This is a genomic window from Pseudomonas fluorescens (assembly GCF_000968015.1).
Lineage (GTDB): Bacteria > Pseudomonadota > Gammaproteobacteria > Pseudomonadales > Pseudomonadaceae > Aquipseudomonas > Aquipseudomonas fluorescens_W.
This window is the reverse complement of sequence record NZ_LACH01000004.1, coordinates 74,681-95,429: the sequence shown is the minus strand read 5'-3', so window position 1 is coordinate 95,429 and position 20,749 is coordinate 74,681. Positions and strand designations below refer to the sequence as shown.

The following is a 20,749-nucleotide window of genomic DNA, read 5'->3' as shown; positions in this document are numbered from 1 at the left end:
TATCGACAGTAATCACTGGATCGAGACAGTCCTCCCGTGGGGGCTGAATACCGGATCTACTGAGGGTCGCCGCCATGTCGCGCAACCTCTGCCTCACCCGTCAATGCCTGGGCCTTGTGACCCGTATCGAGTGTGCCATCCGCCCATTGGCGGGGGATACGGGCATGTGGACCTTACTCTTCGCCGCCGGAATGGAAGGCGAACAACCTTCTGCCATCAAGGCCCAGGGCCCGTTTCATGGCCCCTTTGTGGCTGAGTCGATCCTCGACACCATTGTTGAAAGTCTTACCCTGCACGGCTATGAGCTGGCCGATGATCCGCAAATCTGGTGCCTGCACCTGCAAGCCCAGCTGCGGGAAATCAATGGTGGCCGCTGCCGCAATCCTGGAGGTTTCGAGTTTCGGCCCGATCACTGAACAGGCTATTGAGCAAGGCTGGACGTGTCCGCCTTGTCGAGTTTGACCTCGAAGCCATATTGCACGGTGGAGAGATCGGTTCGTTGATAGGTTTCCAGGCGGGCAGGCTGCCCGTAGAAATAATGCACCCCCAATAATGCCGGGCCTTCTGCGCTCGCATCGTGGCTGACCGCCAGAATCTCCTTCAGATAATTGCCGCTGTCGTCCTTCGCGAAGAAGCGCCAGTCCTGGGCGGGAAACTGCTTCAGATCAACCACAAGCGCATTGCTTTTGAGCACCAGGCCCTTGGGCAGCTGGTGGGTGTCGATGGTTTTCTTTTCGACGGTGGCGAGAAACAGCGGCATGGAGCCCACCGCGTAAGCCGGCGTTTCTGGAAACAGGTTCAAGTCGTAGGTGATGGTGCCGCGCAGGGGATCGACCTGGTAAGCCTCAGGCGGCAATTCGATCGGCTCATCGCGCTTGCCGTTACCGTCCTCGGTAAAGAAGCTGACCGGGCTTTCGCCGGGGTTGAAGGAGGTGCCGAGCAGCTCGTCATTGAAGCTTTTGGGGTGATCGAACTCGATACGCGCGGCGCTCGGGTCTTCGACCGACTGACTGATGCGGACGCTTTTTTTCAGTTGGTCCTCGCCAAGTGTGGCGCCCTTGAGCCAGATCGGGGCCTGGTCGTCGTACACCACCACCGGCAGCGTCAGTGGCTGGATGGTCTTTTGCGTGGTGTGTGGGTCGAAGCGAAGTACCGGCAGGTTCAGGTCCTTACGGGTCACCGTGGCGGTTGAAAAGTCCAGTACGCTGACCTCAAGCGTTTCGATCGGCCCGTTGAAGTACACCTTGGAATAACGGTGGCTCTGTTGCTTCTCAAAGGCGCGCTGCTCTTCATCGATCTGTTTCTCGAAGCTCTCGCTCCAGGCTTTCTGCTGTTGCATTTTCGCCAGTTGCTTTTGATAGAAGGCTATTTGTGCGGAGGTTTCGTTGATCGAGCCTGAGCGCGAGAGAAATTGCCCGGTGCTGTCCCTGGCCTGGACAATCAGAGGGTTCAGCGGCATTTCGCCGACCTCGGGGGCCTGTGGCGCGCTGTTGTTGAATTCGATTTCGGCGTAGTTGTTTGCAAGGTTCAGCAGGGTGACGCTGAGATTGTCGTTGGTGCGAGTCTGGCCAACGTCCTTTTTCGTCAGGTCGAAGCTGTAGAGGCGGCGCGGCGCGATGACTTCCACCTTGCCTTGCAGGCTCACCGGTTGTGGCTGGTTCTTTTTGTCCACGTCCAGGCCGTCGATGAATGGATAGGTCACCGTCAAATCATCGGGGTTGGTCAGGTTGGAGCTCGACGGACTGAGCTGAATGCCCGGATCGGTTTCTGACCATTCTGGCTGAAACGGGATGACGCGTTTGTTGCTCAAAGTCACCGATTGCCATTCAAGACTATGGGGGAAGAGAAACGCGACCGGAATGTTGAAGTTGAAGGGGAACACCGGTTGCAGATCGGTCAGGTAGTCGGAACTGGAGTCCTTGTGCAGCACGAACAGACCGTTAATGTACGTGTCGACCAAGGCTTGGGGCGTCGGATAGTGCTTGAGGACGGCGAGGGTGTCTTCGCCATATTCTGTTTCCACCGGTTTGCTGTCGAGCTTGAGTTGCGCGCGCTCGAGCAACAACAGCGAGCCGCCGAGTTCAGCCACGGCTTCCTTGAGTGTCGGATCCTGAATCGCATCCAGAGACTTCTCGAACTGCGCAGTCTTTTCCTCGAGACTGACCTGGCGCTTCTCATCGCTGGGTGAGCAGGCGCTCATCAGCAAAGCCAGGCAAATGCCGGCGCTCGTTAAAGGCAATCGCACATCCATTTCCCGTCTTCCTGTCCGATGTCGCTGAGCTGTCAATGCTTTGGACACTAGCAGAAAAACCTTGTCACACACGCGCAGGTGGCGGATTTCCCAACGGTTTCTGGGTGTAACAGGTGGCTGATATACTCGCGGCCATTTCCAGGCCTTGTGTGAGATTTAATGGAACGCTTTATCGAAAATGCAATGTACGCCAGCCGCTGGCTGCTGGCGCCGATCTACTTCGGTCTGTCCCTTGGGCTGCTGGCCCTGGCGCTGAAATTCTTCCAGGAAGTCTTCCACGTCATCCCTAACGTGTTCTCGATGGCCGAGTCGGATCTGATTCTGGTGCTGCTCTCGCTGATCGACATGGCGCTGGTAGGCGGTTTGCTGGTGATGGTGATGATTTCCGGTTACGAGAACTTCGTTTCCCAGCTGGACATCGACGACGACAAGGAAAAGCTCAACTGGTTGGGCACCATGGATTCCTCTTCATTGAAGATGAAGGTGGCCGCTTCCATCGTGGCCATTTCGTCCATCCACCTGCTGCGGATTTTCATGGACGCCAAGAACGTCGATCCCGAGCATTTGAAGTGGTACGTGATCATCCACATGACCTTCGTGATTTCGGCGTTTGCCATGGGTTATCTGGATAAGCTGACCAAGCACTGATCGTTTTATCGCTATACCCAACCGCCCGTCTGTTGCGAAACAGACGGGCGGTGTCGTTTGTGGCTTGTACTTTGATGCGCCGAGGCCTATGCCTGTAAGGATATTGGCTCGCCATTGCGTGAGGTGCGTTTATGGACCTGAAAGAGTTGAATGCTTATGCCATCGCCGGGAAGGTTGATGAGCTCAACCTGATCTCGATGGAAGGCGGGATCTACCTGTTGGAAGCGCGGATGCATGGCGCGGCGTATCCGCTGAGTGATACCCACGGCCAGATGTTTCATCTTCGTTCGGTCGAGCATGCGCGTGAACTGCTTCATGCCTTTCCCAGCTTGCCGTTCAACCTTGTGCACGTTTCGGTTCATGACGAGATGTGTGGGCTCGGCGCCAGTTCCGAGGGGAGCCTGAAGGTACCGATTGCGTGGCAGCACTGACGCCTCTCATCAACGCCATGGCATCTGTGCTAGTCTGCTGGCCCTTTTGGTTCCGGGCGCTCCGGGACGCGCTGTGCACGCACGGCTAGTTCCAGGGCCGTCCGCACAGCGGAGCAGTGTCATGTCCGAAGTAAATCTGTCCACCGACGAAACCCGCGTCAGCTACGGTATTGGCCGTCAGCTGGGCGACCAACTGCGCGACAACCCGCCACCGGGCGTTAGCCTGGACGCGATCCTGGCAGGCCTGACCGACGCTTTCGCCGGCAAGGAAAGCCGTGTGGGTCAGGAAGAAATGTCCGCGAGCTTCAAGGTCATTCGCGAAATCATGCAAGCTGAAGCAGCTGCCAAAGCTGAAGCCGCTGCTGGCGAAGGCTTGGCATTCCTGGCTGAAAACGCCAAGCGTGATGGCATCACCACCCTGGCTTCCGGCCTGCAATTCGAAGTGCTGACTCAAGGTGAAGGCGCCAAGCCAACCCGTGAAGATCAAGTGCGCACTCACTACCACGGCACTCTGATCGACGGCACTGTGTTCGACAGCTCCTACGATCGTGGTCAGCCTGCAGAATTCCCGGTTGGCGGCGTGATCGCTGGCTGGACCGAAGCCCTGCAACTGATGAACGCCGGCAGCAAATGGCGTCTGTACGTGCCGAGCGAACTGGCTTACGGCGCTCAAGGCGTTGGCAGCATTCCGCCGCACAGCGTACTGGTATTCGACGTCGAACTGCTCGACGTTCTGTAATCCCAAGCCCGAAATCACATCGGGCTAATGTGGGAGCGAGTCTGCTCGCGAATTCGGTCTGACATTCAACACTGATGTTGTCTGACACACCCCTTTCGCGAGCAGGCTCGCTCCCACAATTTTTTTGTGTTGATTTTCATATTTCGATCTTGTGGTGCAGTTCGCTTGTCGGGCGCAACGCCCGGGCATAGCAGAACAGAAACAGATTACGCACCAGTTCCTTGAGCACCACCGGCTCGCTGGAGCTCAAGCCGTTGACGTCCAGATCACCCTGATCCTGCAGCTCGTTCAAGGCTTCTTCTTCAAGCACCGCACAGACTTCCCCGGTTTCCCGATGCAGGATCCTGAGGTAAGGGTGTGGGCGGTCCAGCCAGGCGTCGATCAAATAAGTCATGGGTCTCATCTCCATTGATTGGTTTCAATGAGAATAATTCTTATTCATCAAATAGCAAGGACCTATTGGCGGTTTGGGTTTTTTTAAGGGTAAAGGTTGCGTAAGGTCAAAAAGGCTGGCGTTTGGTTATTGCGAGGGATTGTTGGGCGAAGCGGGGGAGGGTGAAGCACCATCCCACGCAGGACGCGGGATGGAATACAGCAGGCTCAGACTTTTCTGACGAACTCGGATTTGAGCTTCATCGGGCCGATGCCGTCGATCTTGCAGTCGATGTCGTGATCACCATCGCACAGGCGGATGTTCTTGACCTTGGTGCCGACCTTGACCACCAGCGACGTGCCTTTGACCTTGAGGTCCTTGATCACGGTGATGGTGTCGCCGTCCTGCAGGACGTTGCCGACCGAATCCTTTTTCACGGTGTCATCGGACACTGCTTCGGCGTCGCCGCTGACGGACCACTCGTGGGCGCACTCAGGGCAGATCAGCTGGGCGCCGTCTTCGTAGGTGTATTCGGAATTGCATTTTGGGCAGGGTGGCAACGTGCTCACTAAAGCTCCTTGGATTGAGGATCGTTAAAAGTCGCACATTATATAGGGTTTTAGGTGGGGGGAGGGGGGAGCGCTGAAAAACCTGTGGGAGCGACCTGTGGTGAGGGGGCTTGCTCCCGTTCGGCTGCGAAGCAGTCGTAAATCCAGACGATTCGGTTGACCAAGCACTCGAAAGGGGCCGCTACGCGACCCAACGGGGGCAAGCCCCCTCGCCACAGTCGCTCCCACAGTGAGGGTGAATCAGTGCGTACGGGCGACCGCAAATTCGCTCAGCTCGACCAGAGCATCGCGGTATTCGCTGGCAGGCAGCGCGTCGAGGCACTTGATTGCGCGGGACACGTAGTCACGGGCCAGTTGCGCGGTGTAATCCAGCGAGCCTGAGGCTTCCACGGCTTCGCGGATGCTTTCCAGGTCTTCGATACCGCCTTTCTGGATCGCCTTGCGCACCAGGGCAGCCTGCTCCGTCGTGCCTTCGCGCATGGTGTAGATCAGCGGCAGGGTCGGTTTGCCTTCAGCCAGATCGTCACCGACGTTCTTGCCCAGAGTCTCGGCGTCGCCTTTGTAGTCCAGCAGGTCGTCGACCAATTGGAACGCCACGCCCAGATGATCGCCGAATGTACGCAGGGCTTCTGACTGTTCCGATGTCGCTTCGCAGAGCGCTGCAGCACTGTGAGTCGACGCTTCGAAGAGCATCGCGGTCTTGCCGCGGATGACTTCCATGTAGGTTTCTTCCGTGGTGCTGGCGTCGCGGACCTTCGACAGCTGCAACACTTCGCCTTCGGCGATGATGCGCGTGGCTTGAGAAAGGATTTTCATCACTGGCATGGAGCCCAGTTCGACCATCATTTCGAAGGACCGCGAATACAGGAAGTCGCCCACCAGCACGCTAGGGGCGTTGCCCCACATGGCGTTGGCGGTCGAGCGGCCACGACGCATGCCGGACATGTCGACCACGTCGTCATGCAGCAAGGTGGCGGTGTGCAGGAACTCGATGGTTGCGGCCAGCAGGCGCAGGTCATCGCCTTCGCGACCCAGAGCCTTGCCACACAGCAACACTAATAAAGGGCGCAGGCGTTTACCGCCAGCCGAGGTAATGTAATCGCCGATTTTCGATACCAGCGGCACTCGGGAAGTCAGCTGCTTCTTGATGATGCCGTCGACGGCGCTAAAATCGTCCGCCACCGCGCGGTAGAAAGCTTGGGGTTGCATCAGCGACAGTTGCTCCAGAAGGGTTGCGCGGCATGCTAGGACCCACGTCGGCGGGTGTCAAGGTACGATGGACGGCCTCTTGCATCGCCCCGGCGGCTTGCGTACAATCGCGCACCCTGAACTTCCTGGGCAGCACCTGCCTTACGCAATTGCAAACAGGCCTTCCAGCCTTATGCAGCCATGCCAGCCAATACCTCTTCTTATAAAGAGCTGGGTGAGCAGGATTATCGGAGAAATACCATGTCGTACGCAGTAATTGTTACTGGTGGCAAGCAATACAAGGTCGCCCCAGGTGAATACCTGAAGATCGAAAAGCTGGAAATCGCTACCGGCGAATCCGTAACTTTTGATCGCGTTCTGTTGGTCGCCAATGGCGATGACGTGAACATCGGCGCTCCAGTTGTTGCTGGCGCTACCGTTGTGGCTGAAGTGATCTCCCAAGGTCGTCACGATAAAGTCCGCATCATCAAGTTCCGTCGTCGTAAGCACCACATGAAGCGTATGGGCCACCGCCAGTGGTACACCGAGATCAAAATCACCGGTATTCAGGCTTAATTTCAGCCTAATTCCTCACTAGGAGAATTGACTCATGGCACACAAAAAAGCTGGTGGTAGTACCCGTAACGGTCGCGACTCAGAAGCCAAACGCCTTGGCGTGAAGATGTATGGCGGCCAGAAAATCATTCCGGGCAACATCATCGTGCGTCAGCGCGGCACCCAATTCCACGCCGGTTACGGTGTTGGCATGGGTAAAGATCACACCCTCTTCGCGAAAATCGAAGGCGTGATCAAGTTTGAAGTAAAGGGCGCGTTCAACCGCCGTTACGTGAGCGTTGTCGCAGCTTAATTGCGCAATCGCTGGAAAAGCCCTGTCTCGCGACGGGGCTTTTTCGTTTGTGGGGTGAGTCTCTTGCAAAGCTGTTTGTGATGGGCTCCAGCGCTGGATTTGCGGTCGTTGATTGAGGTCGCTGCGCTCATTTTTGCAAGAGTCTTATGTCTTAGTGTTTTTCGGCTCGTCCGTATGACGAGAGGCGTTTTGTTATGAAGTTTGTTGATGAAGTATCGATTCGAGTAAAGGCCGGCGACGGCGGCAACGGTTGCATGAGCTTCCGTCGCGAAAAATTCATTGAAAACGGCGGCCCGAACGGCGGTGACGGTGGTGATGGCGGCTCGGTCTACATGATCGCCGACGAAAACCTGAACACCCTGGTGGACTACCGTTACACCCGGCACTTTGATGCTGAGCGTGGCTCCAACGGCGGCAGCACTGACTGCACCGGCAAGAAAGGCGAGGAGCTGGTGCTGCGTGTTCCGGTCGGCACCACCGTTATCGACTCTGCTACTCAGGAAGTGATTGGCGACCTGACCAAGGCTGGCCAGAAACTGCTGGTGGCTCACGGCGGCTGGCACGGTCTGGGTAACACTCGTTTCAAGTCCAGTACCAACCGTGCTCCGCGTCAGACCACTCCGGGCAAGCCGGGTGAGGCGCGTGATCTGAAGCTGGAAATGAAGGTGTTGGCTGACGTCGGCCTGCTGGGCTTGCCGAACGCTGGCAAAAGTACCTTCATTCGCTCGGTATCGGCCGCCAAGCCGAAAGTCGCTGACTATCCGTTCACCACGCTGGTGCCGAACCTGGGTGTGGTCAGCGTCGATCGCTGGAAAAGCTTCGTGGTTGCGGACATTCCGGGTCTGATCGAAGGTGCTTCCGACGGCGCAGGCCTGGGGATTCGCTTCCTCAAGCACTTGTCGCGTACCCGTTTGCTGCTGCACCTCGTGGACATGGCGCCGCTCGACGACGCCAGCGCCCCGGATGCTGCTGAAGTGATCGTCAGCGAGCTGACCAAGTTCAGCCCGTCCCTGGCTGAGCGTGATCGTTGGTTGGTGCTGAACAAGTGCGACCAGATCCTCGAAGAAGAGCACGACGCTCGCGTCAAGGAGATCGTTGATCGTCTGGAGTGGACCGGTCCGGTCTACGTGATCTCGGCCATCTCCAAGCTGGGCACTGAGCGTCTTTGCCACGACATCATGCGTTACATGGAAGATCGTGCTGATCGCCTGGCTAACGATCCGGTTTACAAAGAAGAATTGGCCGAGCTCGATCAGCGTATCGAAGACGAAGCCCGTGCTCAGCTGCAGGCTCTGGATGACCAGCGTGCCCTGCGCCGTAGCGGCGTGAAGTCGGTCCACGACATCGGTGACGATGATTGGGACGAAGAAGATGTGGATGACGAAGACGGTCCGGAAATCATTTACGTGCGTGACTGATTCGTTGCGATAAACTTAAGCGCCGCTCACTAGAGCGGCGTTTTAGTATCTGGAAATCGATAGTTGGTCACGAATAACCACGAATAACGTTACGGGCAGTGCCAGGTCGCACTGTCCTCAAGCTAAGGTTGAAGATGATGCGGAGCAAGGTGACAGGTGCGCAGCGTTGGGTCGTGAAGATCGGCAGCGCTTTGCTGACGGCGGACGGCAAGGGCCTGGATCGCGCGGCAATGAGTGTTTGGGTCGAGCAGATGGTGGCTTTGCATGAGGCTGGCGTCGAGTTGGTGCTGGTGTCCTCCGGGGCGGTGGCGGCCGGCATGAGCCGCTTGGGCTGGACCGTACGACCCAGTGCGATGCACGAGTTGCAGGCCGCTGCCGCCATCGGTCAGATGGGGTTGGTTCAGGCCTGGGAGTCGAGCTTTGCCGAGCATGGCCGGCATACCGCGCAGATTCTCCTGACCCACGACGACTTGTCCGACCGCAAGCGCTACCTGAACGCCCGCAGCACCTTGCGCGCGTTGGTCGAGCTGAAAGTTATTCCAGTGATCAACGAAAACGACACCGTGGTCACTGACGAAATCCGTTTCGGCGACAACGACACCTTGGCGGCGCTGGTAGCCAACCTGGTCGAGGCTGACTTGCTGGTGATCCTTACCGATCGCGATGGCATGTTTGACGCCGATCCACGCAACAACCCTAACGCCAACCTGATTTACGAAGCGCGCGCCGATGATCCGGCGCTGGATGCGGTGGCGGGCAGTACGGGTGGTGCGCTGGGTCGTGGCGGCATGCAGACCAAATTGCGTGCTGCGCGGCTGGCGGCTCGTTCCGGTGCGCACACCATCATCGTTGGCGGGCGTATTGAGCGCGTGCTGGATCGCCTCAAGGCGGGCGAGCGCATCGGCACCTTGCTGTCGCCTGAGCGCGGCCTGTTGGCGGCGCGCAAGCAATGGCTGGCCGGGCATCTGCAAACCCGCGGCACGCTTGTGCTGGATGCTGGTGCGGTGACGGCGCTGTCCAAAGGCAACAAAAGTTTGCTGCCTGTGGGTGTCAAACTGGTTCAGGGCAGCTTCCGTCGTGGCGAAATGGTGGTTTGCGTGGCGCCGGACGGTCGTGAAATCGCCCGAGGCCTGGCTAACTACAGTGCGCTGGAAGCACAAAAAATCATCGGTCAGTCGTCTGATGCGATTGTCGGTCTGTTGGGTTATATGGCGGAGCCGGAACTGGTTCACCGCGATAACCTGATCCTGGTCTGAAGGAATACCTGAATGCGCGTGGCAAAAGGATTGTTGGGTCTGCTGTTGGCGATGCCGCTGCTGGCCTCGGCCGAGGAGATTGGTCAGGTGTCGACGGTGTTCAAGTTTGTCGGCCCGAACGACCGCATCGTCGTTGAAGCGTTTGATGATCCGAAAGTTGAAGGCGTGACTTGCTACCTGTCGCGAGCCAAGACGGGTGGCGTGAAGGGTGGTTTGGGGTTGGCTGAAGATCGTGCGGAAGCGTCTATCGCTTGTCGTCAGGTCGGGCCGATCAGCTTCAAGGGCGAGTTGAAGGATGGTGACGAGGTGTTCAAGGAGCGCACGTCGCTGGTGTTCAAGACCATGCAGGTGGTGCGATTCCTCGACAAGAAGCGCAATACGCTGGTGTACCTGGTCTACAGCGATCGTGTGATCGAAGGCAGTCCGCAGAATGCGGTGACGGCGATTCCGATTTTGCCGTGGGCGAACGCCCAGTAATCTAGCGCAAATCGAAATGTGGGAGCGAGCCTGCTCGCGAAAGCGGTATGGCAGTCAACGATGATGTTGAATGTAACGACCCCTTCGCGAGCAGGCTCGCTCCCACATTTTTTTGTGCGACGTTTGTTAAATCGCAGGCAATAAAAAACCGACCCAAGGGTCGGTTTTTTAACAAGCTTATCGCTTATGCGGCAACAGCAAGGTTCAGAGCCTTGACGTGACCGTTCAGGCGGCTCTTATGACGAGCAGCCTTGTTCTTGTGGATGATGCCTTTATCGGCCATACGGTCGATAACTGGCACGGCCAGAACGTAAGCAGCTTGAGCTTTTTCAGCGTCTTTTGCGTCGATGGCTTTAACTACATTCTTGATGTAGGTACGAACCATGGAACGCAGGCTGGCGTTGTGGCTGCGACGCTTCTCAGCCTGTTTTGCACGTTTTTTGGCGGAAGGTGTGTTGGCCACCGTCGAGCTCCTCGAAAGACTTTTTAGGAAATAGCAAACAAAATAGGCCGCGAATCATGCCGATGAGTTGATGTCTTGTCAAGGGCGGTTGAGACGTTCCGCTAAGTGGTAGGTATAAAGAGGCGGGATATTTATTTCCGGCGCTTGACCTGTAAACTCGCGAGCTTTGGCTCTGTGCTGCTGCGGCGCGGAGTATCGCATAAGTAGGCGCTTTGTTCGCCTGCTGTTTATCGACAGGCACAAACTCTTTCAATGAATCTGCTCAAATCGTTGGCCGCCGTCAGCTCTATCACGATGCTTTCCCGGATTCTGGGGTTCGTTCGTGACACTCTCATTGCGCGTACATTTGGCGCCGGGATGGCGACCGACGCCTTCTTTATCGCCTTCAAATTGCCCAATCTGCTGCGCCGGATCTTCGCCGAGGGGGCTTTTTCCCAGGCGTTCGTGCCGATTCTTGCTGAATATAAAAGCCAGAAAGGCGAGGAGGCGACGCGAACCTTCATTGCCTACGTCTCGGGCTTGCTGACGCTGGTGCTGGCGTTGGTCACCGCGTTGGGCATGATCGCTGCGCCGTGGGTCATCTGGGTGACCGCGCCGGGCTTCACCGACACGCCGGAAAAATTCGAGCTGACGACCAGCCTGTTGCGCGTGACCTTTCCGTACATATTGCTGATCTCCCTGTCTTCATTGGCCGGGGCGATCCTCAATACCTATAACCGTTTCTCGGTGCCGGCCTTTGTGCCGACCCTGCTCAACGTCAGTATGATCATCTTTTCGGTGTTCCTGACGCCGTACTTCGATCCGCCGGTCATGGCGCTGGGCTGGGCGGTACTGGTGGGTGGTCTGGCGCAATTGCTCTATCAGCTGCCACACCTGAAAAAGATCGGCCTGCTGGTGTTGCCACGCCTGAACCTGCGTGACAGCGGCGTCTGGCGGGTCATGAAACAAATGCTGCCGGCGATTCTCGGTGTGTCCGTGAGCCAGATTTCGCTGATCATCAACACCATTTTCGCCTCGTTCCTGGTCGCCGGTTCCGTGTCCTGGATGTACTACGCCGACCGGTTAATGGAATTGCCGTCCGGTGTTCTGGGTGTGGCGCTGGGCACGATTCTCCTGCCGACCCTGGCCAAGACCTACGCCAGCAAGGATCGCCAGGAATACTCGCGGATCCTCGATTGGGGGCTGCGCCTGTGCTTCATGCTGGTGTTGCCGTGCTCCCTGGCACTGGGGATTCTCGCCGAGCCGCTGACAGTTTCTTTATTCCAGTACGGCCAGTTCAGCGCGTTTGACGCCGCCATGACCCAGCGGGCGCTGATCGCTTATTCGGTCGGTTTGCTCGGGATTATTGTGATCAAAGTGCTGGCGCCGGGCTTTTATGCGCAACAAAATATCCGCACGCCGGTGAAAATCGCGATTTTTACCCTGATCGTTACCCAATTGTTCAACCTGGTGTTGATCGGCCCGCTGGCCCACGCCGGTCTGGCGCTGGCCATCAGCATCGGCGCGTGCATTAACGCCAGCCTGCTGTTCTATCAGCTGCGCAAGCAGCAGATGTATGAGCCGCAACCGGGTTGGGCGAAGTTCGGCTTCAAGCTAGTGATTGCGGTGTTGGTGATGTCTGCTGTGTTACTGGTTGGAATGCATTTCATGCCAGCCTGGGATCAAGGGCATATGCTGGAGCGGTTCCTGCGTCTGGGCGCATTGGTCGTTGCCGGTGTGGTGGCTTATTTCGGCATGTTGCTGTTGATGGGCTTCCGTTTGCGAGACTTCAATCGCAAAGCGCTAAGCTGAGGTCACGACCTCGATAAACACGGGCGAATCGACGGTTTTGTCGGCTCGATCACTTTGGGTTACGGTGTTGCCTGTCGTCGGCCGCCGGGTGTGGTTATAATCGACCACTTTATGAGCAAGAAGCGCGTTATGCAGCTGGTTCGAGGCCTCCACAACTTGCGCCCCCAGCATCGGGGCTGTGTCGCCACTATTGGCAACTTTGACGGTGTTCACCGTGGCCACCAGGCTATCCTGGCGAGGCTCCGTGAGCGTGCGCTCGAGTTGGGCGTGCCCTGCTGCGTGGTGATTTTTGAGCCGCAGCCGCGGGAATTTTTCGCCCCGGACACGGCGCCGGCCCGTCTGGCCCGGCTGCGTGACAAACTGCAGCTGCTGGCCGAGGAAGGTGTCGACCGGGTCCTGTGCCTGGCCTTCAACCAGCGCTTGAGCAAGCTCAGCGCCGCCGAATTCGTCGACACCATTCTGGTGGACGGCCTCGGTGTACAACATCTTGAGGTCGGTGACGATTTCCGTTTCGGCTGCGACCGGGTAGGGGATTTCGATTTCCTGCAGCAGGCTGGCGTCCTGCAAGGCTTTACCGTCGAAGCGGCTCAAACCGTCGAGCTGGACGGTATTCGCGTCAGCAGCACCCAGGTCCGCAATGCCCTGGCCGCTGCCGATTTTGCCCTGGCCGAGCGACTGCTCGGTCGTCCGTTCCGGATTGCCGGGCGGGTCCTGCATGGCCAGAAGCTGGCGCGCCAGTTGGGTACGCCCACCGCCAACATACAACTCAAGCGTCGTCGCGTACCGCTTACCGGGGTTTACCTGGTCAACGTCGACATCGACGGCAAGACCTGGCCGGGCGTCGCCAACATTGGCGTGCGGCCAACCGTTCAAGGTGATGGCAAAGCCCACCTCGAAGTGCATCTTTTAGATTTTGCCGGCGATCTGTATGACCGGCGTTTGACGGTGGTTTTCCACCACAAGCTGCGTGAAGAGCAGCGTTTCGCCTCTCTGGAGGCGCTTAAGACGGCGATCAATGCGGATGTTGCCGCCGCCCGTGCCCTGTCGCACCTAGCGCCAATCGCTAATGAAGAGCCTTAAATGACCGACTATAAAGCCACGCTAAACCTTCCGGACACCGCCTTCCCAATGAAGGCCGGCCTGCCTCAGCGCGAACCGCAGATTCTGCAGCGCTGGGACAGCATTGGCCTGTACGGTAAGTTGCGCGAGATTGGCAAGGATCGTCCGAAGTTCGTACTTCACGACGGTCCTCCGTACGCCAACGGCACGATTCACATCGGTCATGCGCTGAACAAGATTCTCAAGGACATGATCATCCGCTCGAAAACCCTGTCGGGTTTCGACGCGCCTTATGTTCCAGGTTGGGACTGCCACGGTCTGCCGATCGAGCACAAAGTCGAAGTGACCCACGGTAAAAACCTGGGCGCGGACAAAACCCGCGAACTGTGCCGTGCCTACGCCACCGAGCAGATCGAAGGCCAGAAGTCCGAATTCATCCGTCTGGGCGTGTTGGGCGATTTCGCCAACCCGTACAAGACCATGGACTTCAAAAACGAGGCCGGCGAAATCCGCGCCTTGGCTGAAATCGTCAAGGGCGGTTTCGTGTTCAAGGGCCTCAAACCTGTGAACTGGTGCTTCGACTGCGGTTCGGCCCTGGCTGAAGCAGAAGTCGAGTACGAGAACAAAAAGTCCTCGACCATCGACGTGGCGTTCCCGATTGCCGACGAAGCCAAGCTGGCTGCCGCTTTCGGTCTGCCGTCGCTGGGCAAACCCGCTTCGATCGTGATCTGGACCACCACCCCGTGGACCATCCCGGCCAACCAGGCGCTGAACGTTCACCCGGAATTCAACTACGCCCTGGTCGACGTCGGCGACAAACTGCTGGTGCTGGCTGAAGAGCTGGTCGAGTCGTGCCTGGCCCGTTACAGCCTGGAAGGCTCGGTCATTGCGACCACCACCGGTAAAGAGCTGGAACTGATCAATTTCCGTCACCCGTTCTACGACCGTCTGTCGCCGGTTTACCTGGCCGACTACGTGGAACTCGGCGCTGGCACCGGTGTGGTTCACTCCTCGCCAGCCTATGGCGTGGACGACTTCGTGACCTGCAAGAAGTACGGCATGGTCAACGACGACATCCTCAACCCGGTACAGAGCAACGGCGTTTACGCAACGTCGCTGGAGTTCTTTGGCGGCCAGTTTATCTGGAAGGCCAACCCGGCCATCGTCGACAAACTGACCGAAGTGGGTGCGCTGCTGCACACCAGCATCATCGAACACAGCTACATGCACTGCTGGCGTCACAAGACCCCGCTGATCTACCGCGCCACCGCGCAGTGGTTCATCGGCATGGACAAAGAGCCTGTGACCGGCGACACCCTGCGCAAGCGGGCGATCAAAGCCATCGAAGACACCAAGTTCGTCCCGGCCTGGGGCCAGGCGCGCCTGCACTCGATGATCGCCAACCGTCCGGACTGGTGCATTTCCCGTCAGCGCAACTGGGGCGTGCCGATCCCGTTTTTCCTGAACAAGGAAAGCGGCGAGCTGCACCCACGTACCGCCGAGCTGATGGAAGAAGTCGCCAAGCGCGTCGAAGTCGAAGGCATCGAAGCCTGGTTCAAAATGGACGCGGCCGAGTTGCTCGGTGACGAAGCGCCGCAATACGACAAGATCAGCGACACCCTCGACGTCTGGTTCGATTCGGGCACCACGCACTGGCACGTCCTGCGCGGTTCGCACCCGATGGGTCACGAGACCGGTCCACGTGCCGACCTGTACCTGGAAGGTTCGGACCAACACCGTGGCTGGTTCCACTCGTCGTTGCTGACCGGTTGCGCCATCGACAATCACGCGCCATACCGCGAGCTGCTGACTCACGGCTTCACCGTCGATGAGTCGGGCCGCAAGATGTCCAAATCCCTGGGCAACGTGATCGCGCCGCAAAAGGTCAACGACACCCTGGGCGCCGACATCATGCGCCTGTGGGTTGCTTCCACCGATTACTCGGGTGAAATGGCGGTTTCCGAGCAGATCCTGCAGCGCAGTGCGGACGCTTATCGGCGTATCCGTAACACCGCACGCTTCCTGCTCTCGAACCTGACCGGCTTCAACCCGGCCACCGACATCCTGCCTGCCGAAGAAATGCTGGCGCTGGACCGTTGGGCCGTGGACCGCACCCTGCTGCTGCAACGCGAGCTGCAAGAGCACTACGGTGAATACCGCTTCTGGAACGTCTACTCCAAGATCCACAACTTCTGCGTGCAGGAGCTGGGCGGTTTCTACCTCGACATCATCAAGGACCGTCAGTACACCACTGGCGCCAACAGCAAGGCCCGCCGTTCGGCGCAAACCGCGCTGTACCACATCTCCGAAGCGCTGGTGCGCTGGATCGCGCCGATCCTGGCATTCACCGCTGACGAACTGTGGGAATACCTGCCGGGCGAGCGTAACGAATCGGTAATGCTCAACACCTGGTACGAAGGCCTGACCGAACTGCCGGCAGACGTCGAACTGGGCCGCGCCTACTGGGAGCGGATCATGGAAGTGAAGGTCGCGGTCAACAAGGAAATGGAAATCCAGCGCGCGGCCAAGGCCGTCGGTGGCAACCTGCAAGCCGAAGTGACGCTGTTCGCCGAAGAGGCGCTGAGCGCCGACCTGGCCAAGCTGAGCAACGAACTGCGCTTCGTATTGATCACCTCGACCGCTACCGTTGCACCGTTCGTTCAGGCACCGGCCGATGCCGTGGTCACCGAAGTCAGCGGTTTGAAACTGCAAGTGGTCAAGTCGAGCCACGCCAAGTGCGCCCGTTGCTGGCACTGCCGTGAAGACGTCGGCGTGAACCCGGAGCATCCGGAAATCTGCGGTCGTTGCGTTGATAACATCAGCGGCGCTGGCGAGGTTCGTCACTATGCCTAATGCGGCTGGCCGTTTCGGACGGCTGAGCTGGCTCTGGTTGAGTTTGCTGGTCCTGGTCATCGACCAGGCCAGCAAGTTCTACTTCGAAGGCAAGCTCGAGATGTACCAGCAAATCGTGGTAATCCCCGATTTGTTCAGCTGGACCCTGGCCTACAACACGGGCGCGGCGTTCAGCTTCCTGGCCGACAGCTCCGGCTGGCAGCGCTGGCTGTTTGCCCTGATCGCGGTCGTGGTCAGTGCGGTGCTGGTGGTATGGCTCAAACGTCTGGGGCGCAACGAAACCTGGCTGGCCGTCGCTTTGGCGCTGGTGCTGGGTGGCGCGCTGGGCAATCTGTATGACCGCATTGCCCTGGGCCATGTGATCGATTTCATTCTGGTGCATTGGCAGAACCGCTGGTATTTCCCGGCGTTCAACTTTGCCGACAGTGCAATCACTGTCGGTGCCGTAATGCTTGCGCTAGATATGTTCAAAAGTAAGAAGACCGGAGAAGCCGTTCATGACTGAACAGGTATTGGCTGAGCAACGCATCCGCCAGAACACGGAAGTCACTTTGCACTTTGCACTGCGCCTGGAGAACGGCGACACCGTCGACAGCACCTTCGACAAAGCCCCGGCGACCTTCAAGGTCGGTGACGGCAACCTGTTGCCAGGGTTCGAAGCTGCGCTGTTCGGCTTCAAGGCTGGCGACAAGCGTACGCTGACGATTCAGCCGGAAAACGCTTTTGGCCAACCCAACCCGCAGAACGTACAGGTCATCCCGCGCTCGCAGTTCAAGGACATGGAACTGTCGCCTGGTTTGCTGGTGATCTTTAACGATGCGGCCAATACTGAGCTGCCTGGTGTGGTGAAAGAATTCGATGATGAGCAAGTGACCATCGATTTCAACCACCCGTTGGCCGGCAAGACATTGACCTTTGACGTCGAAATCATCAACGTCAAATCGCTTTGAGGCATTACGGGGCAGCTCCTGTTGCCACCGGACCCTGTGGGAGCGAGCTTGCTCGCGATGAGTGCCTGACATTCAACATTAATGTTGACTGACACTCCGCTATCGCGAGCAAGCTCGCTCCCACAGTTTGTTTTTCATTGTTTTCGCGCGCAAGACACGAGGCACAGCATGCAAATCAAACTCGCCAACCCCCGTGGCTTCTGCGCCGGTGTGGACCGGGCGATCGAAATCGTCAACCGCGCCCTGGAAGTCTTCGGGCCGCCGATCTACGTGCGCCACGAAGTGGTCCACAACAAATTCGTCGTCGAAGACCTGCGTGCTCGCGGGGCGATCTTCGTCGAAGAACTGGATCAGGTGCCGGACGACGTCATCGTGATCTTCAGTGCCCACGGTGTTTCCCAGGCCGTGCGCACCGAAGCCGCCGGTCGTGGCCTGAAGGTGTTCGACGCCACTTGCCCGCTGGTGACCAAGGTACACATCGAAGTGGCACGCTACAGCCGCGACGGCCGTGAATGCATCCTCATCGGCCACGCCGGTCACCCGGAAGTCGAAGGCACCATGGGTCAGTACGATGGCAGCAATGGTGGCGCGATCTATCTGGTCGAAGACGAAAAAGATGTCGCCGCCTTGCAGGTGAACAACCCTGAAAAACTGGCGTTCGTGACCCAGACAACCCTGTCCATGGACGATACCAGCCGCGTCATCGATGCCCTGCGTACGCGCTTCCCGGCGATCGGTGGCCCGCGCAAGGACGACATCTGCTATGCCACGCAAAACCGTCAGGACGCGGTCAAGCAACTGGCCGACGAATGCGACGTGGTCTTGGTGGTCGGCAGCCCGAACAGCTCCAACTCCAATCGCTTGCGTGAACTGGCCGAGCGCATGGCCACCCCGGCCTACCTGATTGACGGTGCCGAAGACCTGCAAAAGAGCTGGTTCGACGGTGTCGAGCGTATTGGCATCACCGCTGGCGCTTCCGCACCGGAAGTCCTGGTGCGTGGTGTGATCCAGCAGTTGCAGGCGTGGGGCGCTAACGGCGCCGATGAACTGGCCGGTCGCGAGGAGAACATCACCTTCTCCATGCCTAAAGAGTTGCGCGTCCGCTCCCTGCTTTAACGCTTTTGCCCCCCGGGCACAGCGCCTGCTCGGCCTTATGGCTGCGCAGGCTGACGCGGCCGGTCGCGGCCAGCACCACCTGGAGCTGAGTGATCGGTTCGCGGGCTGCGCAAATGTGCAATGTCCCCGCTTGAAAGGCCCGTCCGGGCATCTGTGGCTCGCCAATACTGTTGAAACGTATGTATCGCCTGACCGGCCAATTGCCGACAATCGGCACCCGAGTGCCACTCGCGCGCTCAACCAGCAGCGGATTGCTGTTGTCCTGCGCTCCTTTACCACTGATATCCAGAATGATCCGCCAGCCCTGACTCCAGTCGCCGTTGATGGCGTGAATCACGACACTCTGGTTGTGTGTGATGGCAACGGTTCTGGCGTTGCGTATTCCGCTGATAAGCGACTCTGCCACCTGCTCGCGATGGTTCGATTCAGTCAGTGCTGCAAACGCCGGACTGACCAGCAGCAGAACAATCCCGACAATTGTCAGTCCCATGAGCAGTTCGATCAGGCTGAAACCTCGCTGATGCATGTCATCTCCCTCCCTGGAGTGCTGCGGCCCGCGCGATCCCTGCGCGAGTAATGGCAAAACAACCGAACACCTGCCGGTTGAATGCTCTAGCGTGTAGAAGCAGGTATAGCCGACGGCAACGGAGGGCACCGATGGATCATCGTACAAAAGGTTTCACGCTGATCGAGTTGCTGATCGCGCTCGCGGTGTTTCTGGTCCTGATCACGCTGGCCGTACCAGCGTTTACCCGTTCGGTGCAAATCACCAAGGCCGACACCGAAATCGGCGATCTGCAACGTGGTCTGAATTTCGCCCGACTTGAGGCGATCAACCGGGGTATCACTACCCGGCTTCGCCCGACGACGGAGGGCGGGGTCTGGACTGGAGAACTCTCGGTTTATGACGGTACTGGCAAATTGGCCAATGTATTGCGGGTTGTTCCAGCGATGAGCAGCGGGGCGACTCTGACGCTAACCTCAGGAGTGACCGCCATTGATTTCAACAACCTGGGCGGGTTATCGGCACCGTCCACGGCGGTAGTGATCAGCTATGTACTGGGGGCGCAAAGCAGGACGCTGAATGTGTGTTTGAACGGACGAATTCTATTGGGTGGAAACTGCGGATGAGGGGATGGAGCAAGCGTGCACAGGAGGGCATGACGCTGATCGAAGTCTTGGTTGCGTTGTTGATTCTGAGCGTGGGGCTGTTAGGGGCTGCGGCGATTCAGCTCAATGCGCTGAAGTACACAGACAGTTCGCGGATGACCAGCCAGGCGAGTTTTATCGCCTACGACATGATGGACCGCATTCGCGCCAACTCTGGCGCCGACTACACCGTCACGCCACCGACTTCAGGCAACCTGAGCGTCGCCCGGGATCAGGACCTCTACGACTTCACCACCAACATTGTCAATTTCGGCGGCGCCACGGCCACCGGCAGCGTTACGTTCAATAAGCAGGTGTACACCATCACCATTACCTGGGATGACTCGCGGGCCGCCAACACTGCCAATTCGCAGCGCAGTTTCGTCCTGAACAGTCGCGCCACCGTCGATCCGGTATCGACGCCATGAACCAGTCCAGTAGAGGTTTCGGCCTGATCGAGTTACTGATCGCCCTGGCATTGAGTTTGGTGGTGGTCCTGGGCGTGACGCAGATTTTCATCGCGGCCAAGAACACCTATGTCAGCCAGAGCGCCGCTGCCGCCATGCAGGAAGATGCGCGTTTCGTGCTGAGCAAGATGATTCAGGAAATTCGTATGGTCGGCATGTTCGGATGTCTGGGGGCGGTCACCGATTCAAGCTCGGCGGGTGACTTCAATGCCAACCAGACAACACCGATCAGTTGGGACAACGCCAACCTCAAACTGACCCTGGTGACTGCGGATGTCGGCGGCAGTGGCGGCAGTGGCGGGGTACCGACCTGGACGGTGGTTTCCGATTGTCGGAACACTGCAACGGCCTACACCGGTGCCCGGGTTCCGGCGTCGGGCGAGCTGGCGTTTCCGATCCGGCGCTTGATCTACAGCTTCAGCAACAATCAACTGCTGATGGGTGTCGGTTCCGGCACGCCGGCTCAGGCGGTGCTGGTGAACAACGTCAGTGCCTTCAACGTGAGCTTTGGTCTCGCCAGTTCCGCTACTGATGTGGCCGCCTCCAGTTACAGCAGCAACCCCTCTGATCCGGCGCGCATTCGTAGTGTTCGCCTGACATTGACCCTCACCGACCCGAACAACCGGGTGCGCAATCAAACCTTCAACGTGGTTGCCGCTTTGCGCAACCGCTTGCCATGAGGG

At 58.3% G+C, this 20,749-nt stretch carries 25 protein-coding genes; 18 read left to right on the top strand and 7 right to left on the bottom strand.

The window, feature by feature from the left end:
• Positions 1-74 precede the first annotated feature (74 nt).
• Positions 75-416 (top strand): PA4575 family protein, encoded by a 342-nt coding sequence (locus VD17_RS03955; protein WP_033054282.1) that lies wholly within the window; start codon positions 75-77, stop codon positions 414-416.
• A gap of 5 nt (positions 417-421) precedes the next feature.
• Here the strand turns inward: VD17_RS03955 and VD17_RS03950 are convergent, their stop codons facing one another.
• Positions 422-2,251, bottom strand: coding sequence for a hypothetical protein (locus VD17_RS03950; RefSeq protein ID WP_046052766.1), 1,830 nt, complete (start codon positions 2,249-2,251; stop codon positions 422-424).
• Between the two features lie 159 nt (positions 2,252-2,410).
• On the opposite strand from VD17_RS03950, the gene VD17_RS03945 reads away from it, so the two are divergent.
• The 3 genes from VD17_RS03945 (at position 2,411) to VD17_RS03935 (ending at position 4,069) form a co-directional block, all read left to right on the top strand.
• Complete coding sequence (locus VD17_RS03945) at positions 2,411-2,899, top strand: TIGR00645 family protein (RefSeq protein ID WP_033054284.1); 489 nt, start codon at positions 2,411-2,413, stop codon at positions 2,897-2,899.
• Between the two features lie 131 nt (positions 2,900-3,030).
• Positions 3,031-3,330 carry a DUF6482 family protein gene (locus VD17_RS03940; RefSeq protein WP_046052765.1) on the top strand — a complete coding sequence of 100 codons (300 nt, stop codon included), beginning with the start codon at positions 3,031-3,033 and terminating at the stop codon, positions 3,328-3,330.
• Positions 3,331-3,451: 121 nt separating this feature from the next.
• Complete coding sequence (locus VD17_RS03935) at positions 3,452-4,069, top strand: FKBP-type peptidyl-prolyl cis-trans isomerase (protein ID WP_046048787.1); 618 nt, start codon at positions 3,452-3,454, stop codon at positions 4,067-4,069.
• 136 nt (positions 4,070-4,205) lie between these two features.
• On the opposite strand, the gene VD17_RS03930 is transcribed toward VD17_RS03935, so the two are convergent.
• The 3 genes from VD17_RS03930 to VD17_RS03920 all read right to left on the bottom strand — a co-directional run bounded on the left by VD17_RS03930 (position 4,206) and on the right by VD17_RS03920 (position 6,220).
• Positions 4,206-4,463, bottom strand: coding sequence for a PA4570 family protein (locus VD17_RS03930; protein WP_008154268.1), 258 nt, complete (start codon positions 4,461-4,463; stop codon positions 4,206-4,208).
• 206 nt (positions 4,464-4,669) lie between these two features.
• Positions 4,670-5,011, bottom strand: a complete 342-nt coding sequence (locus VD17_RS03925; RefSeq protein ID WP_046052764.1) for a zinc ribbon domain-containing protein YjdM — start codon at positions 5,009-5,011, stop codon at positions 4,670-4,672.
• A 240-nt stretch (positions 5,012-5,251) separates the two neighbouring features.
• Positions 5,252-6,220: a polyprenyl synthetase family protein gene (locus VD17_RS03920; protein WP_046052763.1), complete on the bottom strand. Its 969-nt coding sequence runs from the start codon at positions 6,218-6,220 to the stop codon at positions 5,252-5,254.
• Between the two features lie 240 nt (positions 6,221-6,460).
• Here VD17_RS03920 and rplU point away from each other — a divergent pair, with 240 nt between their 5' ends.
• The 5 genes from rplU to VD17_RS03895 all read left to right on the top strand — a co-directional run bounded on the left by rplU (position 6,461) and on the right by VD17_RS03895 (position 10,218).
• Positions 6,461-6,775, top strand: coding sequence for a 50S ribosomal protein L21 (rplU, locus tag VD17_RS03915; protein ID WP_003176051.1), 315 nt, complete (start codon positions 6,461-6,463; stop codon positions 6,773-6,775).
• 34 nt (positions 6,776-6,809) lie between these two features.
• A complete protein-coding gene (rpmA, locus tag VD17_RS03910; protein ID WP_003176049.1) occupies positions 6,810-7,067 on the top strand; it encodes a 50S ribosomal protein L27 in 258 nt (85 codons plus the stop codon).
• 194 nt (positions 7,068-7,261) lie between these two features.
• Positions 7,262-8,485: an Obg family GTPase CgtA gene (cgtA, locus tag VD17_RS03905; RefSeq protein WP_010467530.1), complete on the top strand. Its 1,224-nt coding sequence runs from the start codon at positions 7,262-7,264 to the stop codon at positions 8,483-8,485.
• 137 nt (positions 8,486-8,622) lie between these two features.
• On the top strand, positions 8,623-9,741 hold the full coding sequence (gene proB, locus VD17_RS03900; RefSeq protein WP_046052762.1) for a glutamate 5-kinase: 1,119 nt from the start codon (positions 8,623-8,625) through the stop codon (positions 9,739-9,741).
• Between the two features lie 12 nt (positions 9,742-9,753).
• On the top strand, positions 9,754-10,218 hold the full coding sequence (locus tag VD17_RS03895) for a CreA family protein (protein WP_046052761.1): 465 nt from the start codon (positions 9,754-9,756) through the stop codon (positions 10,216-10,218).
• Between the two features lie 184 nt (positions 10,219-10,402).
• On the opposite strand, the gene rpsT is transcribed toward VD17_RS03895, so the two are convergent.
• Positions 10,403-10,681, bottom strand: coding sequence for a 30S ribosomal protein S20 (gene rpsT, locus VD17_RS03890; protein WP_008154937.1), 279 nt, complete (start codon positions 10,679-10,681; stop codon positions 10,403-10,405).
• 252 nt (positions 10,682-10,933) lie between these two features.
• On the opposite strand from rpsT, the gene murJ reads away from it, so the two are divergent.
• A complete protein-coding gene (murJ, locus tag VD17_RS03885) occupies positions 10,934-12,472 on the top strand; it encodes a murein biosynthesis integral membrane protein MurJ (protein WP_046052760.1) in 1,539 nt (512 codons plus the stop codon).
• Here murJ and VD17_RS32110 read toward each other — a convergent pair.
• Positions 12,464-12,694, bottom strand: a complete 231-nt coding sequence (locus VD17_RS32110) for a hypothetical protein (RefSeq protein ID WP_185753104.1) — start codon at positions 12,692-12,694, stop codon at positions 12,464-12,466. The genes murJ and VD17_RS32110 overlap by 9 nt on opposite strands.
• Between VD17_RS32110 and ribF the strand changes: the two genes are divergently transcribed.
• The 5 genes from ribF (at position 12,602) to ispH (ending at position 18,450) form a co-directional block, all read left to right on the top strand.
• The gene (gene ribF, locus VD17_RS03880) at positions 12,602-13,552 is read left to right on the top strand and encodes a bifunctional riboflavin kinase/FAD synthetase (RefSeq protein ID WP_046052759.1); all 951 of its coding nucleotides are present in this window, start codon (positions 12,602-12,604) and stop codon (positions 13,550-13,552) included. The genes VD17_RS32110 and ribF overlap by 93 nt on opposite strands.
• Entirely contained in the window at positions 13,553-16,384 is a 2,832-nt protein-coding gene (ileS, locus tag VD17_RS03875) for an isoleucine--tRNA ligase (RefSeq protein WP_046052758.1), read from the top strand.
• Positions 16,377-16,889: a signal peptidase II gene (lspA, locus tag VD17_RS03870; RefSeq protein WP_033054294.1), complete on the top strand. Its 513-nt coding sequence runs from the start codon at positions 16,377-16,379 to the stop codon at positions 16,887-16,889. Before ileS ends, lspA begins: the two co-directional genes overlap by 8 nt.
• A gap of 7 nt (positions 16,890-16,896) precedes the next feature.
• Entirely contained in the window at positions 16,897-17,334 is a 438-nt protein-coding gene (gene fkpB, locus VD17_RS03865; protein ID WP_185753103.1) for an FKBP-type peptidyl-prolyl cis-trans isomerase, read from the top strand.
• Positions 17,335-17,502: 168 nt separating this feature from the next.
• A complete protein-coding gene (ispH, locus tag VD17_RS03860) occupies positions 17,503-18,450 on the top strand; it encodes a 4-hydroxy-3-methylbut-2-enyl diphosphate reductase (RefSeq protein ID WP_046052756.1) in 948 nt (315 codons plus the stop codon).
• Here ispH and VD17_RS03855 read toward each other — a convergent pair.
• Positions 18,419-18,976, bottom strand: coding sequence for a GspH/FimT family pseudopilin (locus VD17_RS03855; protein ID WP_046052755.1), 558 nt, complete (start codon positions 18,974-18,976; stop codon positions 18,419-18,421). The two genes, ispH and VD17_RS03855, sit on opposite strands and share 32 nt — an antisense overlap.
• A 131-nt stretch (positions 18,977-19,107) precedes the next feature.
• Here VD17_RS03855 and VD17_RS03850 point away from each other — a divergent pair, with 131 nt between their 5' ends.
• Genes VD17_RS03850 through VD17_RS03840 form a run of 3 tightly spaced genes read left to right on the top strand, consistent with a single transcriptional unit; the run spans position 19,108 to position 20,746 of the window.
• Positions 19,108-19,581 carry a GspH/FimT family pseudopilin gene (locus VD17_RS03850; RefSeq protein WP_046052754.1) on the top strand — a complete coding sequence of 158 codons (474 nt, stop codon included), beginning with the start codon at positions 19,108-19,110 and terminating at the stop codon, positions 19,579-19,581.
• On the top strand, positions 19,578-20,027 hold the full coding sequence (gene pilV, locus VD17_RS03845; protein WP_046052753.1) for a type IV pilus modification protein PilV: 450 nt from the start codon (positions 19,578-19,580) through the stop codon (positions 20,025-20,027). Before VD17_RS03850 ends, pilV begins: the two co-directional genes overlap by 4 nt.
• On the top strand, positions 20,024-20,746 hold the full coding sequence (locus tag VD17_RS03840) for a PilW family protein (protein ID WP_046052752.1): 723 nt from the start codon (positions 20,024-20,026) through the stop codon (positions 20,744-20,746). Before pilV ends, VD17_RS03840 begins: the two co-directional genes overlap by 4 nt.
• Positions 20,747-20,749: the final 3 nt, after the last annotated feature.

What these genes read in the sequence shown, in the direction of transcription:
- VD17_RS03955 (WP_033054282.1), top strand. Translation starts at nt 75, where the DNA reads ATGTCGCGCAACCTCTGCCTCACCCGTCAATGCCTGGGCCTTGTGACC.
- VD17_RS03950 (WP_046052766.1), bottom strand. Translation starts at nt 2,251, where the DNA reads ATGGATGTGCGATTGCCTTTAACGAGCGCCGGCATTTGCCTGGCTTTG.
- VD17_RS03945 (WP_033054284.1), top strand. Translation starts at nt 2,411, where the DNA reads ATGGAACGCTTTATCGAAAATGCAATGTACGCCAGCCGCTGGCTGCTG.
- VD17_RS03940 (WP_046052765.1), top strand. Translation starts at nt 3,031, where the DNA reads ATGGACCTGAAAGAGTTGAATGCTTATGCCATCGCCGGGAAGGTTGAT.
- VD17_RS03935 (WP_046048787.1), top strand. Translation starts at nt 3,452, where the DNA reads ATGTCCGAAGTAAATCTGTCCACCGACGAAACCCGCGTCAGCTACGGT.
- VD17_RS03930 (WP_008154268.1), bottom strand. Translation starts at nt 4,463, where the DNA reads ATGACTTATTTGATCGACGCCTGGCTGGACCGCCCACACCCTTACCTC.
- VD17_RS03920 (WP_046052763.1), bottom strand. Translation starts at nt 6,220, where the DNA reads ATGCAACCCCAAGCTTTCTACCGCGCGGTGGCGGACGATTTTAGCGCC.
- rplU (WP_003176051.1), top strand. Translation starts at nt 6,461, where the DNA reads ATGTCGTACGCAGTAATTGTTACTGGTGGCAAGCAATACAAGGTCGCC.
- rpmA (WP_003176049.1), top strand. Translation starts at nt 6,810, where the DNA reads ATGGCACACAAAAAAGCTGGTGGTAGTACCCGTAACGGTCGCGACTCA.
- cgtA (WP_010467530.1), top strand. Translation starts at nt 7,262, where the DNA reads ATGAAGTTTGTTGATGAAGTATCGATTCGAGTAAAGGCCGGCGACGGC.
- proB (WP_046052762.1), top strand. Translation starts at nt 8,623, where the DNA reads ATGCGGAGCAAGGTGACAGGTGCGCAGCGTTGGGTCGTGAAGATCGGC.
- VD17_RS03895 (WP_046052761.1), top strand. Translation starts at nt 9,754, where the DNA reads ATGCGCGTGGCAAAAGGATTGTTGGGTCTGCTGTTGGCGATGCCGCTG.
- murJ (WP_046052760.1), top strand. Translation starts at nt 10,934, where the DNA reads ATGAATCTGCTCAAATCGTTGGCCGCCGTCAGCTCTATCACGATGCTT.
- ribF (WP_046052759.1), top strand. Translation starts at nt 12,602, where the DNA reads ATGCAGCTGGTTCGAGGCCTCCACAACTTGCGCCCCCAGCATCGGGGC.
- ileS (WP_046052758.1), top strand. Translation starts at nt 13,553, where the DNA reads ATGACCGACTATAAAGCCACGCTAAACCTTCCGGACACCGCCTTCCCA.
- lspA (WP_033054294.1), top strand. Translation starts at nt 16,377, where the DNA reads ATGCCTAATGCGGCTGGCCGTTTCGGACGGCTGAGCTGGCTCTGGTTG.
- ispH (WP_046052756.1), top strand. Translation starts at nt 17,503, where the DNA reads ATGCAAATCAAACTCGCCAACCCCCGTGGCTTCTGCGCCGGTGTGGAC.
- VD17_RS03855 (WP_046052755.1), bottom strand. Translation starts at nt 18,976, where the DNA reads ATGCATCAGCGAGGTTTCAGCCTGATCGAACTGCTCATGGGACTGACA.
- VD17_RS03850 (WP_046052754.1), top strand. Translation starts at nt 19,108, where the DNA reads ATGGATCATCGTACAAAAGGTTTCACGCTGATCGAGTTGCTGATCGCG.
- pilV (WP_046052753.1), top strand. Translation starts at nt 19,578, where the DNA reads ATGAGGGGATGGAGCAAGCGTGCACAGGAGGGCATGACGCTGATCGAA.
- VD17_RS03840 (WP_046052752.1), top strand. Translation starts at nt 20,024, where the DNA reads ATGAACCAGTCCAGTAGAGGTTTCGGCCTGATCGAGTTACTGATCGCC.